Source organism: Anaerobacillus arseniciselenatis (genome assembly GCF_001865995.1).
Taxonomy (GTDB): domain Bacteria; phylum Bacillota; class Bacilli; order Bacillales; family Anaerobacillaceae; genus Anaerobacillus; species Anaerobacillus arseniciselenatis.
Window position 1 is genome coordinate 158,334 of the sequence record NZ_MLQQ01000042.1, and the last position, 16,000, is coordinate 174,333.

At 36.0% G+C, this 16,000-nt stretch carries 19 protein-coding genes; 18 read left to right on the forward strand and 1 reads right to left on the reverse strand.

All coding sequences use genetic code 11. From position 1 onward, the window contains the following. The 7 genes from ffh (at position 1) to rplS (ending at position 4,401) form a co-directional block, all read left to right on the forward strand. Positions 1–1,347 carry a signal recognition particle protein gene (ffh, locus tag BKP35_RS15425; RefSeq protein WP_071314263.1) on the forward strand — a complete coding sequence of 449 codons (1,347 nt, stop codon included), beginning with the start codon at positions 1–3 and terminating at the stop codon, positions 1,345–1,347. An 86-nt stretch (positions 1,348–1,433) separates the two neighbouring features. Then, on the forward strand, positions 1,434–1,706 hold the full coding sequence (rpsP, locus tag BKP35_RS15430; RefSeq protein ID WP_071314264.1) for a 30S ribosomal protein S16: 273 nt from the start codon (positions 1,434–1,436) through the stop codon (positions 1,704–1,706). A gap of 63 nt (positions 1,707–1,769) precedes the next feature. Further along, the gene (locus BKP35_RS15435) at positions 1,770–1,997 is read left to right on the forward strand and encodes a KH domain-containing protein (protein ID WP_071314265.1); all 228 of its coding nucleotides are present in this window, start codon (positions 1,770–1,772) and stop codon (positions 1,995–1,997) included. Positions 1,998–2,182: 185 nt separating this feature from the next. Next, positions 2,183–2,590 (forward strand): YlqD family protein, encoded by a 408-nt coding sequence (locus BKP35_RS15440; RefSeq protein WP_071314266.1) that lies wholly within the window; start codon positions 2,183–2,185, stop codon positions 2,588–2,590. 6 nt (positions 2,591–2,596) lie between these two features. After that, positions 2,597–3,115, forward strand: coding sequence for a ribosome maturation factor RimM (gene rimM, locus BKP35_RS15445; RefSeq protein WP_071314267.1), 519 nt, complete (start codon positions 2,597–2,599; stop codon positions 3,113–3,115). Beyond that, complete coding sequence (gene trmD, locus BKP35_RS15450; RefSeq protein ID WP_071314268.1) at positions 3,116–3,853, forward strand: tRNA (guanosine(37)-N1)-methyltransferase TrmD; 738 nt, start codon at positions 3,116–3,118, stop codon at positions 3,851–3,853. A gap of 203 nt (positions 3,854–4,056) precedes the next feature. Beyond that, entirely contained in the window at positions 4,057–4,401 is a 345-nt protein-coding gene (gene rplS, locus BKP35_RS15455) for a 50S ribosomal protein L19 (RefSeq protein WP_071314269.1), read from the forward strand. Here the strand turns inward: rplS and BKP35_RS15460 are convergent, their stop codons facing one another. Next, positions 4,402–4,581, reverse strand: coding sequence for a hypothetical protein (locus tag BKP35_RS15460; RefSeq protein WP_139192897.1), 180 nt, complete (start codon positions 4,579–4,581; stop codon positions 4,402–4,404). Between the two features lie 118 nt (positions 4,582–4,699). Here BKP35_RS15460 and lepB point away from each other — a divergent pair, with 118 nt between their 5' ends. The 11 genes from lepB (at position 4,700) to topA (ending at position 15,999) form a co-directional block, all read left to right on the forward strand. Continuing rightward, positions 4,700–5,251 (forward strand): signal peptidase I, encoded by a 552-nt coding sequence (lepB, locus tag BKP35_RS15465; protein ID WP_071314271.1) that lies wholly within the window; start codon positions 4,700–4,702, stop codon positions 5,249–5,251. A gap of 8 nt (positions 5,252–5,259) precedes the next feature. After that, positions 5,260–6,105, forward strand: coding sequence for a ribosome biogenesis GTPase YlqF (gene ylqF / locus BKP35_RS15470; RefSeq protein WP_071314272.1), 846 nt, complete (start codon positions 5,260–5,262; stop codon positions 6,103–6,105). A 216-nt stretch (positions 6,106–6,321) separates the two neighbouring features. Continuing rightward, positions 6,322–7,104, forward strand: coding sequence for a ribonuclease HII (locus BKP35_RS15475; protein WP_420534840.1), 783 nt, complete (start codon positions 6,322–6,324; stop codon positions 7,102–7,104). 97 nt (positions 7,105–7,201) lie between these two features. Continuing rightward, positions 7,202–8,848: a hypothetical protein gene (locus tag BKP35_RS15480; RefSeq protein ID WP_071314274.1), complete on the forward strand. Its 1,647-nt coding sequence runs from the start codon at positions 7,202–7,204 to the stop codon at positions 8,846–8,848. Then, positions 8,845–9,156: an EscU/YscU/HrcU family type III secretion system export apparatus switch protein gene (locus BKP35_RS15485; protein WP_071314275.1), complete on the forward strand. Its 312-nt coding sequence runs from the start codon at positions 8,845–8,847 to the stop codon at positions 9,154–9,156. Before BKP35_RS15480 ends, BKP35_RS15485 begins: the two co-directional genes overlap by 4 nt. Before the next feature lie 237 nt (positions 9,157–9,393). Next, positions 9,394–9,594 carry a helix-turn-helix domain-containing protein gene (locus BKP35_RS15490; RefSeq protein WP_071314276.1) on the forward strand — a complete coding sequence of 67 codons (201 nt, stop codon included), beginning with the start codon at positions 9,394–9,396 and terminating at the stop codon, positions 9,592–9,594. Next, complete coding sequence (locus BKP35_RS15495; protein ID WP_071314277.1) at positions 9,545–9,802, forward strand: DUF3905 domain-containing protein; 258 nt, start codon at positions 9,545–9,547, stop codon at positions 9,800–9,802. Before BKP35_RS15490 ends, BKP35_RS15495 begins: the two co-directional genes overlap by 50 nt. An 805-nt stretch (positions 9,803–10,607) precedes the next feature. Then, positions 10,608–11,768 carry an ADP-forming succinate--CoA ligase subunit beta gene (sucC, locus tag BKP35_RS15500; RefSeq protein ID WP_071314278.1) on the forward strand — a complete coding sequence of 387 codons (1,161 nt, stop codon included), beginning with the start codon at positions 10,608–10,610 and terminating at the stop codon, positions 11,766–11,768. A gap of 17 nt (positions 11,769–11,785) precedes the next feature. Then, entirely contained in the window at positions 11,786–12,694 is a 909-nt protein-coding gene (gene sucD / locus BKP35_RS15505) for a succinate--CoA ligase subunit alpha (RefSeq protein ID WP_071314279.1), read from the forward strand. Between the two features lie 152 nt (positions 12,695–12,846). Beyond that, a complete protein-coding gene (dprA, locus tag BKP35_RS15510; RefSeq protein WP_071314405.1) occupies positions 12,847–13,719 on the forward strand; it encodes a DNA-processing protein DprA in 873 nt (290 codons plus the stop codon). Positions 13,720–13,926: 207 nt separating this feature from the next. Further along, positions 13,927–15,999 (forward strand): type I DNA topoisomerase, encoded by a 2,073-nt coding sequence (topA, locus tag BKP35_RS15515; protein ID WP_071314280.1) that lies wholly within the window; start codon positions 13,927–13,929, stop codon positions 15,997–15,999. Position 16,000: the final 1 nt, after the last annotated feature.

Sequence of the window (16,000 nt, forward strand, 5' to 3'; positions counted from 1 at the left end):
ATGGCATTTGAAGGTTTAGCTGATCGCTTACAAAGTACTTTAAGTAAAATTAAAGGAAAAGGTAAGGTAACTGAAGCAGATGTAAAAACGATGATGCGCGAAGTTCGATTAGCATTACTAGAAGCAGATGTTAATTTTAAAGTTGTAAAAGATTTTATTGCAAATGTTAAAGAGAGAGCAGTAGGGCAAGAAGTGTTAAAAAGCCTTACGCCGGGCCAACAAGTCATTAAAGTGGTTAATGAAGAGCTTACTAAACTAATGGGGGGAGAGCAAAGCAAAATTGCTGTTGCTAAAAAACCACCAACAGTTGTAATGATGGTAGGACTTCAAGGTGCTGGTAAAACAACGACTACTGGAAAGTTAGCGAATCATTTGCGAAAAAGCTATAATCGTAAACCGTTACTTGTAGCTGCTGATATTTATCGTCCAGCGGCGATTAAACAGCTCGAAACGTTAGGAACTCAACTGGACATGCCTGTATTCTCATTAGGCGATCAAGTAAGTCCGGTAGAAATTGCTAAACAAGCGATAGAAAAAGCAAAAGAAGAGCATCACGACTATGTATTAATTGATACTGCAGGTCGACTGCATATTGATGAATCATTGATGGGAGAATTGCAACAAGTTAAAGATGCTGTAAACCCAGATGAAATTTTACTTGTCGTTGATGCGATGACAGGTCAAGATGCGGTTAATGTAGCAGAAAGCTTTAATGAGCAACTAGATATCACTGGGGTAGTTTTAACGAAGTTAGATGGTGACACTCGTGGTGGTGCGGCTCTTTCGGTAAAAGCGGTAACGAATACTCCTGTAAAGTTTGCTGGGATGGGCGAGAAATTAGACGCCTTAGAACCGTTTCACCCTGATCGAATGGCATCTAGAATTTTAGGGATGGGCGACGTATTAACGCTAATTGAAAAAGCACAAACAACCGTCGATGAAGAAAAAGCACGTGAGCTTGAAAAGAAAATGCGAACGGCTGACATTACTTTTGATGACTTCCTAGACCAGTTATCACAAGTTCGTAACATGGGTCCTCTAGATGAGTTACTAGGGATGATGCCTGGCGCGAACAAAATGAAGGGATTAAAAAATGTCCAAGTTGATGAAAAGCAAATAGGGCATATTGAAGCGATTGTTAGATCGATGACAAAAGCCGAAAAAGAAAATCCATCGATTTTAAATGCAAGTCGTAGGAAAAGAATTGCGAAAGGTAGTGGAACTTCGATTCAAGAAGTTAATCGACTTATTAAGCAGTTTGATGAGATGAAGAAAATGATGAAGCAAATGTCAGGTATGACAGCTAAAGGAAAGAAAAAAGGGAAATTAAAATTTCCGTTTATGTAAAGTTTTTTTACTTTACTAGTTTTCAACTAGTGAGTTTTATGATATTATACCTAATTGTGTGAATTAAATTTGGAGGTGAAACACAAATGGCAGTAAAAATTCGTCTAAAACGTATGGGTTCAAATAAAGCACCTTTTTATCGTGTAGTAGTTGCTAACTCACGTTCACCACGTGATGGTCGTTTTATCGAGGAGATTGGCACATACAATCCACTAGTTAACCCTGTAGAATTTAAGGTTAACGAAGAAAAAGCTTTAAAATGGATGCTTGAAGGCGCTAAGCCTTCTGACACAGTACGTAACCTTTTCTCAAACGTTGGTTTAATGGAAAAGTTACACAATGCAAAAAATGAAAAGTAATTAATACTTTTCAGCAAAAAGAAACGTAGGCTTCTTACTAATTTCGTAAGGGGAATGATAAAAATGAAAGAGTTAGTCGAAACCATTGCAAAAGCTCTTGTCGATCATCCCGAAGACGTTCATGTGAAGGAAGTTGAACATGAACAGTCCTTGACTTTACAGCTATCAGTCCATGCATCAGATATGGGAAAAGTTATTGGCAAGCAAGGACGAATTGCGAAAGCGATTCGCTCGGTTGTGTATGCAGCTGGCGCAAATCATAAAAAGCGTATAAATCTAGAAATACTTTAGGGCAAGAGGGCTATCCTCTGCCCTTTTTACTTTAAAAAATAAGAAAGTATAAAAAACTGGAAACTGTCTAGCTTCAGCGCCTAAACCCTGTAATTATAATATTTTATAAAAATGTGTTAAAATTAAATAAATTTCTAATCTATTGTTTTTATATTGTGATTTATAATTAATGATTGGGGTGCATTATGAGAGTTATTAAAAAAGTTGTTGTGAAGCAAGTTTTAACGGAAATTAGGAAACAACTAATGATGGAAGATTATTTAAAGAAGAAAAAGCAAGTAGAGAAAGAAATTAAACAACTTGAGTTTCAGTTACATAAAAAGCTTAAAGCGAGTAAAAACAACTTTGAATATCAAAGTGCCCTCAAATCTTCATTTAATAAAGAGATCAAAGAACGGAACGATAAAGTAAAGATTATTGATTTTCAAATAGGGCAGTTAAATGACTTAGAAATCGGTACAGAGATCAAAGAACAAACCGTCGATACCTTATTTGAATTAAAAATTGGTGACGATTGGGACGCGTTTATTAATAAAACAGAAATTATTATTAAGGATGGCATTGTTCATGAAATCCGTGAAGGAGGAAATTAGAAGCAAATGATCAAATGGTTTAATGTAGGAAAAGTTGTTAATACTCATGGAGTAAGGGGCGAAGTTCGAGTCATCGCTACTACTGATTTTCCAGAAGAGCGATTTACGGTTGGCTCAAAACTATATTTAGAACACGAAAACTTAAATGGCAAGTTACCTCTCATCGTAACTAGTCATCGCGAACATAAAAATTTCAATTTGTTAACCTTTGAAAATTATCCAAATATTAATGATGTAGAAGCATTTAAAGGTGGTATTTTACAAATAAGAGAAGATCAGCTTTCAGATCTAGATGAAGAAGAGTATTATTACTATGAAATCATTGGATGCGATGTTATGACTGAAGAAGGAGAGCATCTTGGAAAGATTAAAGAAATTTTATCCCCAGGTGCGAATGATGTTTGGGTGATTCAAAGAAAAAATGGTGGAAAAGATTTATTGATCCCATACATAGAACAAGTTGTTAAAAAAGTAAATGTCAATGAAAAAGAAGTGGTTATTCATTTAATGGAAGGTCTTGAATAAATGCGCTTTGATATTTTAACTTTATTCCCGGAAATGTTTACTGGGGTTCTTGGTAATTCGATTTTAAAAAAAGCTGCTGAAAAACAACTTGTGTCCTATAATATTGTTGATTTTAGAGATTTCTCAGAGGATAAACATCAACGCGTCGATGATTATCCTTATGGTGGAGGAGGGGGAATGGTTTTAACCCCGCAACCTATATTTGATGCGCTCGATCACGTTACAAAAAATGTCGGTACGAATAATCGGAAAGTAATTTTGTTGTGTCCACAAGGAGAACGCTATACTCAAAAAAAGGCTGAAGAGCTCGCTCAATGCGAACAATTAATTTTTATTTGTGGTCATTATGAAGGCTACGATGAAAGAATTCGAGAGCATCTTGTTACCGATGAGATTTCAATTGGCGACTATGTCCTAACTGGTGGGGAATTAGGTGCTATGGTAATTATAGATAGTGTTTCGAGACTATTACCAGGAGTTTTAGGGAATGAAACATCTGCAGTAACAGATTCTTTTAGTAGTGGTTTATTAGAATACCCACATTACACTCGTCCTGTTGATTTTCGAGGTTTTAAAGTTCCAGATGTACTTACTTCTGGGCACCATAAAAATATCGAAGAATGGCGTCATAAAGAAGCGCTAAAACGGACACTAACAAGAAGGCCAGATCTTATTAAAGTTCGAGAACTATCTGACAAAGAAAAATTGTGGTTGCAATCTATAGAGATAGAAGATTAAAAGTTAAGCAAGGGTGTTTTCGTAAATATTATTGCTATTTGGATTGCCATTTGTAATAAAAAAGTCTAATAAAATAATTTAAACCTTGTATGATGGTATCGATTATGTTAATATATTCTTTGTGGCTTAGGCCAGTATCAAGATGTTCCGCTGCAACTAATTTTTTGTAAAGAGCATCTGTTAGGGAAGGAGGGAACTATACGATGAACAACATTATTAGAGAAGTAACTAAAGAGCAATTAAAATCTGATATCCCAGCTTTCCGTCCTGGAGACACTGTACGTGTACACGTAAAAGTTGTTGAGGGAACTCGTGAGCGTATTCAGGTATTTGAAGGTGTTGTTATTAAACGCCGTGGATCAGGTATTAGTGAAACTTTCATTGCCCGTAAAATTTCTTACGGAGTAGGTGTTGAACGTACATTCCCATTACATTCGCCGAAGATCGATAAGATCGAAGTGATGCGTCGTGGTAAAGTACGTCGTGCGAAACTGTACTACTTACGTGCACTTCGTGGAAAAGCGGCTCGTATTAAAGAAATTCGATAATCAATTAGAAAAGAAGGGGCTTGGTTTACCAAGCTCCTTTTTTCCACGTATGTTAACGCCGAGTTTATATTTTTTTAGCATTTTAACTTGCCAAAGCCAAGCAAGGCGCTTGCGCTTTTCTAAAAAATAAGAAATTGTAAAATTTTTGAACTTCGAAAACTGTCTAGCTTCAGGCGCCATCGGCTCGACCACTTCAGTCCTTCCTTTGCGGTCTAAAACCTGACCGCTACGGGCAGGCCTTCCAGTGGTTTTCGCCGATAGACAGGCGCCTTACGCTTTTCTTATGGAGGATACATATATGTCTGATGCGAAAACTGAATCGTGGGAATGGTTAAAGGCCATTTTTATTGCTTTGTTGCTTGCTTTTATTATCCGTTATTTTTTATTTGCGCCAATCGTTGTTGATGGTCAATCGATGATGCCTACGTTACAAAATAATGACCGTTTAATTGTAAATAAAATTGGTTATACAATAGGTAAACCAGATCGCTTTGACATCGTTGTTTTTCAGGCTACAGCTGAAAAAGACTATATTAAACGAGTGATTGGTATACCGGGAGATACGATAACTTACGAAAATGATATTTTATATATTAATGGTGAGGCTTATGACGAGCCGTATATAAAGGACTATAAAGAAACTACGAATAACTTACCTTTTACGGGTGACTTTACGTTAGAAGATTATACAGGCCACGCAGTTGTCCCAGAAGGACATTTATTTGTCCTTGGTGATAATCGGCAACATAGTAAAGATAGCCGTCATATTGGCTTTATTTCATATGAGCGAGTGATAGGAAGTGCGAACGTTGTTTTTTGGCCTTTTTCTGAAATTAGAATAGCAAAGTAGGTGGAACAATGTCGACAATACAATGGTTTCCTGGCCACATGGCGAAAGCTCGTCGTGAAGTAACTGAAAAATTAAAACAGATTGATGTTGTATTTGAACTAGTAGATGCGAGAGTACCACTTTCATCAAGAAATCCTATGATAGATGAGCTAGTTAGTCATAAACCAAGGCTGATCCTTCTTAATAAAGCAGATCTTGCGGACTCTGCTGTTACTGAACAATGGAGCCATTATTTTCAACAAAAAGGTTTTAAAGTAATCTCTATTGACTCGCAAACGGGAAAAGGGACCGAAAAGATTGCAGCTACTGCTAAAGAGCTTTCTATAGATCTATTAGAAAAGTTAAAAGCAAAAGGTATGAAGCCTCGAGCAATACGTGCTTTAATTTTAGGGATTCCTAATGTAGGAAAATCAACATTAATCAATCGTTTAGCTAAGAAGAAAATTGCTAAAACTGGGGATCGACCTGGTATTACGAAACAACAGCAATGGATTAAAGTAGGAAAAGATTTAGAACTTTTAGATACCCCGGGAATTCTATGGCCTAAATTTGAAGATCAAGTGGTTGGTTACCGTTTAGCAGCTACAGGGGCAATAAAAGATGAAATTTTAGATTTTCAAGATGTTGCTGTCTTCTTACTTAAATATTTAAAAGAGCATTATCCGAAGCCGTTAATGGAACGGTTTAAGTTAACAGAATTGAATGAGGATATCGTAGAGCTTTTTGATGCCATAGGTAAAAATCGGGGCTTACTAATGAGTGGTGGTTACATTGACTATGATAAAGCTGCCGAATTAATTCTAAGAGAATTCCGATCTTGCAAAATAGGTAAGATTACACTAGAAAAACCTTAATTTTTTACTAAAAAAATAAAAGCTTTAGGCTAGCCCAGAAGTGTTTCTCAGTTATACAAGACTTTTTACCTATTTAATGTTACATCGTCTATTTTCTGAGAAAACACTTTATTTTGGCTAGCTTTTTCTATTGTTGAGTTAAACAGTAACCTTATTTTTACCGATATGAAAATATATAGAGTAAAATAATTTTAAGTAATGGGAGAGCTTACTAAAGTGAATTTATCAATTAAAGAAGTGGAACAACTTTTAGAAGAAAATTGTATGATTTGTGACTCAATTATAGAAAAAATAAAAGCGGACAATAGAAAAGGTGTACAAAAAGCATTTTTAAAATGGGAGAAGAAACGAGAAAAAGAGCAGTTGTTGGAAGAAAATTTTCAAGAGATGTTAAAATATGAACAACAATTACGCATGAGGAAAATTTCTTTAATTGCTGGTATTGATGAAGTGGGAAGAGGCCCTTTAGCAGGCCCTGTAGTAGCTGCTGCGGTTATATTACCAGAAAATTTCAAGTTATTAGGGCTAACTGATTCTAAAAAATTAAATAAGAAAAATAGAGAGACTTTTTATGAAACAATTACTACAGAAGCTGTTAGTATCGGAATCGGGGTTGTAAGTGCTGAAGAAATAGACCGTGTTAATATTTATGAAGCTACGAAAATCGCGATGCAACAGGCAATTAATGAGCTCTCTGTCACTCCTGAGCATTTGTTAATAGATGCGATGCAACTTCCGACTACTATTGAACAAACTTCTATTATTAAAGGCGATAGTAAAAGTATTTCGATTGCTGCAAGTTCAATTATTGCAAAGGTAACTCGAGACAGATATATGGAGCGATTAGCAAAACAACTTCCACATTACGGATTTGACAAACATATGGGATATGGCACTGTAGAGCATTTAAACGCCATTGACCGACATGGAATTTGTGTTGAACATCGAAAATCATTTGCGCCTATTCGTGAGCGCTGTTTTACAAACACATTATTTTGACATATACAATTGTAGGTAATAAGTACTGAAGTGTCGCTATGTACTTGATTAAGATGTCTGTTACTTTCTAATTAAACAATGCTAGGTGGTGAATGGTTTGTTTCAAACGAATATGGTGCAGTCGGTATTAAAAGGTTTAGACCCAATTCATCATAAAGCAGTTTCTTTAACGCCGGATCAAGTATTTAATGGAAAAATTACAAAGTTGTATCCAGGGCAATTAGCTTCTCTACAATTAGGGGGATTAACCCTTACTGCTAAGCTAGAAGCTGCTTTAACGGCTGGGAAGCGTTATTGGTTCCAAGTGCAGCCAGGAGAAGGGATACCAGTTTTAAAAGTTCTTGAAATGCAAGGAGAGCATCGCAATAGCGGCAATGGAGAACAAGCATTACGCCAGTTAGGTATGAGTAATACGAAGGTTAATGAAATGCTTGTCAGTCATTTGGCAAAAGAAGAGGTTCCTTTCTTTAGGGATCAAGTTAAAAATGGAGCGCAAACGTTAAAAGAGCTCGGTATGGCAAATGAGCGTGGCTTTTCAACCGTACAAGCCCTTATTGAAAGGAATTTACCGATTACTCCAAATACCTTCTTGGCCATGCAAAGTGTTATCGATGGAAAGGGGTTATCAATTCAGCTTGAAGAGATTTACGGGGTGTTGCAAAGGGAAAGTGCTAAACAACCTGCTTTGCAACAACTTTATGATATGGTTCATAAAATAAGAAGTGAAGCAACTATAAATTTAGATCGGCCTTATGTCGTAGAGGCGTTAAATTCGTTTTTATCCGAGGGGGATCAATCACCAAAATCAAAGTATTGGCAAAACGAACTAGTAAAGTTAGGCGTAATTAAAAATAATACATCCTCTCAGCAACTATTAGCTCAACTTAAAGAAATGGTAACGGTGGCTAATGAAAAACAACTTAGAACTCTTTGGCCGACAATATCGAAAGAAGAAATTATATCATTGATAAATCAAGGCAAAATTAACCGTTTATTTAGTAGTGTAGTTTTAGGTACGGGAGCAAAACAGAATTTACAACCGTTGTTAAGTTTTTTTTCAAAAGACCATGAATTCTCATACAACAATGACAATACATTATTGAAGCAACTAACCTCAATTATAAAGTTAGTTGGTTATCAATATGAACGTGATGTATCAAATTTTTTTCAGCAACAAAATAATAGTAGCGAGAAATTACTTTTACAATTAAAGTCGTCTCTAATAGAAGCTCATAAACTTGATTTACCAAGCTCGCTTTCTCAAAAAGTTGAATCGATCCTACATCGTATTACTGGACAACAGCTACTTTTAAGTAATCAAGAAGGTCCGATCACTAATTATGCTGTAATGGTACCTTTAAGATTATTAGGAACACCAACCGATTTAACGATCCAGTGGCAAGGAAGAAAAAATGAACGTGGCAAACTAGACCCGAACCATTGTAGAATTCTATTTTATATTAACCTACATCATTTAAAGGAAACGATTGTTGATGTACAAATTCAAAATCGGATTGTATCACTACACGTTATTAATGAGCATGAAAAGCCAGGGACGCTTATAAATGCTTTGCGACCTACTTTAAAGAATGCATTATTTGATCTTAATTATCACCTTTCTTCTGTTAAATGGAGTCAGCCGAACGTGCGAACTACAAATAACCAAAATCGAAATATACCTCGCCATTCCAATGATCTTTATCAATCAAATCGTTCTTATCAAGGGGTGGATATTAGAATATGAATGAAGAAAATGGAAAAAAACAAGCGGTTGCTCTAACTTATAACAATGAGGAAGATACAGCCCCAAAAGTTATTGCTAAAGGAAAAGGCTTTGTAGCTGATGAGTTATTAAAAGAAGCACTAAAGCATAATATACCAATCCAAGAAGACGCTAGTCTCGTTCAGCTTCTAAGTCAACTTGAAATCAACGAAGCCATTCCAGAGGAATTATACGCAGTGATAGCAGAAATTTTTGCGTTTATTTATCGTATTGATAAAAATAAGACGTTGGAAATTGAATCTAAAAGTAAAAACAGCCTGTCAACCTAAACAATGTTCTTTTTGAATTGTCTTACATTAGGCTCTTTTTTAATATGATGGTTGTTATTTGCTTTTTAAGTCGGATCAAAAAGCAACAATCTTTATGAAACAGCCTTAATTTAATAAAGGTAACATCTCTTATCGTAAAAATAGAACCTTTGGGTAAACTATCATTAATAAAATGATTGTTGTTTAAAGGTACTTTTGCCTACAGTCAGCATTTTACGAAAAGAGGTGTTCTTTTTTATGGAAATGAATCATTTACAACACTATTTACAACATCATTTTTCCCGGGAAGAAATAGCTGAAGAATTTGGGGTTCATCGCCCAACGGTAGATAGGGAATTAAGTACATTGATTGGAAAGAAAAAAAATCTTAAAAAGGGTGGTGATCGTGATGAAAAAGAAAAGAAACTTCGATCCGAATCCAAAAACTCCTCTAGATAATTGGAGTGTTGATACAGACCCTGCGATTATGTCTGGCGATCATTGGGCAGAGGAAGAAAACTCACCGTTAGAACAGTTGGACTTTTTTGAAAATGGCAATTGTGAAGAAGTTAGTTCTAAAAAGGAACATCCATATCACATATTTATGCACCCGACGATTAATGTTAGCTATGGAAATATAAAAAGGGATCAACGAAGAAATAAATAGCTAAACCTAAAACTTTTAATAAGGGCTTCCTTGATGGTGAAAGTACAACTAATTAGTACTAAATATAGTTTGAAATATATTTCTGCTTTATTTGGTTTTCTGATGGTAACTGATACTTTACTATAAGGTAGCCTTTTTTGTTGGTAAGTTGGTAAGTTGGTAAGTTGGTTTGTTGGTTAGTTTGTTAGTTGGACAGGAAAAACATGACCTTTACATGTTTAGAAGAAGATGCTCCTTCGGTTACTCGTCACAAACCTTCATGAAGATTTCTACAAGAGGTATTTCATGATGTTATTGAAGTCAGTGTGCAGTAACGTTTCAGAGCATGCTTCTTCGTCGCAAAGTAGCATGGAGTAATCTCGAAGGTGTTATTTATGGTGTGAGGTCAACAGTTTTGGTAACGGGATTGCCATCATGAGGGTTTCGTATGAAAAAAAGGCGGATGATTTCGTGAACGAGCGTCTGAGATTCGATAGAAGGTCACGGCGAAGTGAAGGAAATCATTCGCCTTTTTACTTTTTGATGCTAAATATGACAAACAACCGCAATGGGGGTTATGTATGAAATTTTTATAAAAAATAAAAATCAATACTTTTTTCAAAAAAAATCGTAACTTTTTTTGAAAAAAAAGAGGATTTTTAAAACTATACGTCGTATATTAGTAGTTGTGAGTAGTCTTAAAACTTTATTGTTATAAATTTTTAGATTATTCAATCGCTTTGTTGCCGAATTCTTGCCAAATGAGCGTTCGGTCGATAGAGTAATAGTATTTTATTCTGAATTGCAATTGATAGGAGGATGGACGATGAATATCCACGAGTATCAAGGTAAAGAGATCCTGAGAAAGTACGGTGTGAGCGTACCGAACGGGAAAGTTGCATTTACAGTTGACGAAGCCGTTGAGGCAGCTAAAGAATTAGGTTCTAGTGTAAATGTAGTAAAAGCCCAAATCCATGCAGGTGGACGAGGAAAAGCAGGTGGAGTTAAAGTAGCAAAGAACTTAGAAGAGGTCCGTACATATGCTAGCGAAATCTTAGGAAAGACGTTAGTTACTCATCAAACAGGCCCTGAAGGTAAAGAAGTTAAGCGCTTACTTATTGAAGAAGGTTGTGATATTAAAAAGGAATATTACATAGGTCTAGTTTTAGATCGAGCGACTTCAAGAATAGTAATGATGGCGTCTGAAGAAGGCGGTACTGAAATTGAAGAAGTAGCAGAACAGACTCCTGAAAAGATTTTTAAAGAAATTGTTGACCCGGTAGTAGGGTTACAAGGCTTCCAAGCGAGAAGACTAGCATTTAATATAAACATTCCTAAAGAACTAGTTGGACAAGCTGTGAAGTTCATGATGGGACTTTATACTGTTTTTGTTGACAAAGATTGCTCAATTGCTGAAATTAACCCTCTTGTTACAACTGGTGACGGGCGTGTTATGGCATTAGATGCAAAGTTTAATTTTGATTCAAATGCTCTTTATCGCCAAAAAGATATTATTGAATTCCGAGATCTAGATGAAGAAGATCAAAAAGAAATTGAAGCTTCTAAATATGACTTAAGCTATATTTCTTTAGATGGTAATATTGGTTGTATGGTTAATGGCGCCGGCCTTGCGATGTCAACGATGGATATCATTAAGCATTATAGCGGTGACCCTGCTAACTTCTTAGATGTAGGGGGCGGAGCTACAGCTGAAAAAGTAACGGAAGCCTTTAAAATCATTCTTTCAGACGAAAATGTTAAAGGGATTTTCGTTAATATTTTTGGTGGAATTATGAAATGTGACATTATTGCTGAAGGTGTTGTTGAAGCAACGAAACAAGTAGGTTTAAGCTTACCACTTGTTGTACGTTTAGAAGGAACGAACGTAGAATTAGGAAAGAAAATTTTAGATGAATCTGGATTAAATATTACTTCTGCTGATTCAATGGCTGATGGAGCAGAAAAGATCGTATCTCTAGTTAAATAGAAAGGTGGGAGAGAAACATGAGTATCCTAATTAATAAAGATACAAAAGTAATTGTGCAAGGAATTACCGGTGCGACAGGTCTGTTCCATACACAACAGGCAATTGAATACGGAACAAACATTGTAGGTGGTGTTACCCCTGGTAAAGGTGGTACTGAAATAGAAGGGATTCCGGTTTTTAATACGGTTGAAGATGCAGTAAAAGCGACTGGGGCAAATGCTTCTGTTGTTTATGTTCCACCACCGTTTGCTGCCGATGCAATTATGGAGGCAGTAGATTCTGAGTTGGATTTAGTGATTTGTATAACAGAAGGAATTCCAGTTTTAGATATGGTGAAAGTTAAGCGTTATATGGAAGGAAAGAAAACTCGATTAGTAGGACCGAACTGCCCAGGAGTTATTACTCCTGATGAATGTAAAATTGGAATTATGCCTGGATACATCCATAAGAAAGGTCATGTTGGAGTTGTGTCACGTTCAGGGACATTGACTTATGAAGCAGTACATCAGTTATCTACACGTGGAATTGGTCAATCAACTGCTGTAGGTATTGGTGGTGATCCAGTTAACGGTACGAACTTTATCGATGTTTTAAAAGAATTTAATGAAGATGAAGATACGTATGCTGTTATTATGATTGGAGAAATCGGCGGTACAGCAGAAGAAGAAGCGGCTGAATGGATTAAAGCGAACATGACGAAGCCGGTAGTAGGCTTTATCGGTGGACAAACAGCACCTCCAGGAAAAAGAATGGGGCATGCCGGAGCTATTATTTCTGGTGGTAAAGGAACTGCTGCTGAAAAGATTAAAACTTTAGAGAGTTGTGGCGTAAAGGTAGCTGAAACTCCTGCGGTTATGGGTGAAACATTAGTAGCATCATTAAAAGAGAACAACTTATTAGAAAAATGTATTACTCATAAAGTTTAAGCGATTATAGGGTGACCCAAAACAAGTGTCAGACACCGTTTCACACCTACATATAGACATACTTCAAAGCCTTTTTGTCTATATAAAGTAGTTTACTTGTTGTGTCAGACACTTTTGGGTCACCCTCTTTTTAAAAAATTAAATAGAGGGTGATTGTTATTAATGTTAGAGAAAGGTTGATTCGCATTCATGCTTGTAGGGGCGTTACATGGTTAACGATAAAAAAATTTTTCGAATTTGATCCGACATTAAAGAATGTCTTTGTACTTTCAAAAGATGAGCTTAGGGAAAAGTTCACTTTATCAAATGATCAAATCGTAAATATTTATCATGGCTTACATTGTAAATCTATTTCCGCAAATATCGCTAAATATCCTCAGTTAGGCATTCATGTAGTTACTATCTTTGATAAAACCTATCCTCTCCTATTAAAAGAAATTTATGATCCGCCGTGGGTACTATACTGCAAAGGAAATTTATCGCATTTATCATTTGAAAATAAAATAAGTGTTGTTGGCACAAGAAGCCCATCACGTAACGGAATATTAAGTTTGAATAAAGTTGTCACACCATTAGTCGAATCTGGGTGGTTGATTGTCAGTGGCTTGGCGGTCGGCATTGATGCACAGGCCCATATGGTAGCCTTAAACAACCATCGAAACACAATTGCAGTACTAGCATCAGGGTTTAATTATATTTATCCTCGTTGTCACCAAAAATTAGCGCATTTTATTTCAAAGGAACATCTCTTAATTTCAGAATATCCCCCAAATCAAAAACCACAAAAGTGGAACTTTCCAATGCGAAACCGAATTATTAGTGGGTTGTCAAAAGGAACGATCGTCATAGAAGCTAGAAAAAGAAGTGGTTCTTTAATTACTGCTGACTTAGCTCTTCAACAAGGGAGAGAAGTTTTTGCAGTCCCAGGATCGATATTAGATGAACGAACCGAGGGAAATCATTGGTTAATACAACAAGGGGCAAAGTTGACAAAATGTAGTAATGATGTTTTAAATGAACTATAAACGAGTATAATATACTTTAAATGCGTTAAAAAATTAAAATGATTAAAATTTTTTTGTAAATAACGAAAAGTCCCGTTTAAAGCGATTTTTTATTCGTTTTTTAAAAGAAAATTGAAAAGGTATTCATAATTTGGTTTGACAAATAGCAAAATAGTGGTTAATAATAGGGAAGATTTAATATACCTCTAAAGGGGGAGGAAACAAAATATGGCAGATTACTTAGTAATCGTTGAATCTCCCGCTAAAGCAAAAACAATTGGGAAGTATTTAGGAAAGAAATATATAGTTAAAGCGTCGATGGGGCACGTCATTGATTTGCCGAAAAGTCAAATGGGTGTTGATATTGAAAATAATTATGTTCCTAAATATATTACAATCCGTGGGAAAGGGCCGATTCTGAAAGAATTAAAAGCAGCCGCAAAAAAAGTAAAGAAAATTTACTTAGCAGCTGACCCCGACCGTGAAGGAGAAGCAATTGCTTGGCACTTAGCGCACAGTTTAAAAATTGATGAAAATTCAAACTGTCGAGTAGTATTCAACGAAATAACAAAGCAAGCCATTAAAGATGCATTCAAAACACCTAGACCGATCAATATGGATTTAGTTGATGCCCAACAAGCACGTCGTGTTTTAGACCGTTTAGTTGGATATAATATAAGTCCACTATTATGGAAGAAAGTAAAAAAAGGACTAAGCGCTGGAAGAGTTCAATCGGTGGCAGTAAAAATGATTATCGACCGTGAGAAAGAAGTCCAATCGTTTGTTCCAGAAGAGTATTGGTCGATCTCAGCTACATTTAAAACTGGTGTTGAAAGCTTTGAAGCAAAATTTCATGGTTTAAATAACAAAAAAACGGAATTGAAATCAGAAACAGAAGTTAATGAAGTTTTAAAGAAGCTTAACGATACTTTTGTTGTCGAGAGTGTTAAAAAGAAAGAACGCAAACGTAATCCAGTCCTACCTTTTACGACATCTTCACTTCAGCAAGAAGCAGCGAGGAAGTTAAATTTCAGAGCGAAAAAAACAATGATGATCGCTCAGCAACTTTATGAAGGCATTGACCTTGGTAAAAAAGAAGGAACAGTAGGTTTAATTACATATATGAGAACAGACTCCACACGAGTTTCTGAGACAGCTGAAAAAGAAACAGCTGAATATATAGTGGAGAATTACGGCAAGGAATATTTACCGAAAGATAAAAGGCAAGTAAAAAAGGATAAGAAAGCACAAGATGCTCATGAAGCAATTCGACCTACAGCTGTATTTAAAGACCCTAAAACGATTAAAAGTTTTTTAAGTAGAGATCAGCTTCGTTTATATAAATTAATTTGGGAGCGTTTAGTTGCAAGTCAAATGGCACCAGCTGTTTTAGACACAATGAGTGTAGATATAAATAATCAAGGTGTTATTTTTCGAGCAACAGGTTCAAAAATTAAGTTCCCAGGCTTTATGAAAGTGTATATCGAGGGAAATGATGATGGTAAAAAGGAAGAAAATCGCTTATTACCAAACCTTGAGGAAGGAATGACAATTTCAAAAGAAGAGATAGAGCCAAATCAGCACTTTACACAGCCACCGCCGCGATATACGGAGGCGAGACTCGTGAAGACGCTAGAAGATTTAGGGATTGGTCGACCATCCACTTTTGCGCCAACGCTTGATACAATTCAGCGTAGAGGTTATGTGGCATTAGAAGATAAAAGGTTTATTCCTACTGAGTTAGGGGAAATTGTATTAGAGTTAATTAATGAATTTTTCCCAGAAATTTTGAACGTCGAATTTACGGCGAAAATGGAAAGTGACCTCGATTCGATTGAAGAAGGACAAACGAATTGGGTAAAGGTTATTGATCATTTTTACCATGATTTTGAGAAAAACCTTAAAATAGCAGAAGAAGAAATGAAGGAAGTCGAAATCAAGGATGAACCTGCTGGAGAAGACTGTGAGCAGTGCGGCCATGAAATGGTTTATAAAATGGGGAGATATGGAAAATTTATGGCATGCTCTAACTTTCCGAATTGTCGCAACACAAAGGCGATCGTCAAAGAAATAGGTGTGAAATGTCCGAGTTGTGACGATGGGAATATCGTTGAAAGAAAGAGTAAAAAACGCAGGACGTTTTTCGGCTGTGATAATTACCCTAAGTGTGAGTTCATTTCTTGGGATAAGCCGATTGCGAGACCGTGTCCTAAATGTAACGAAATGTTAGTTGAAAAGAAGACGAAAAAAGGTGTACATGTTCAATGTACAAAATGTGATTACGAAGAAGAAACGAATTAAT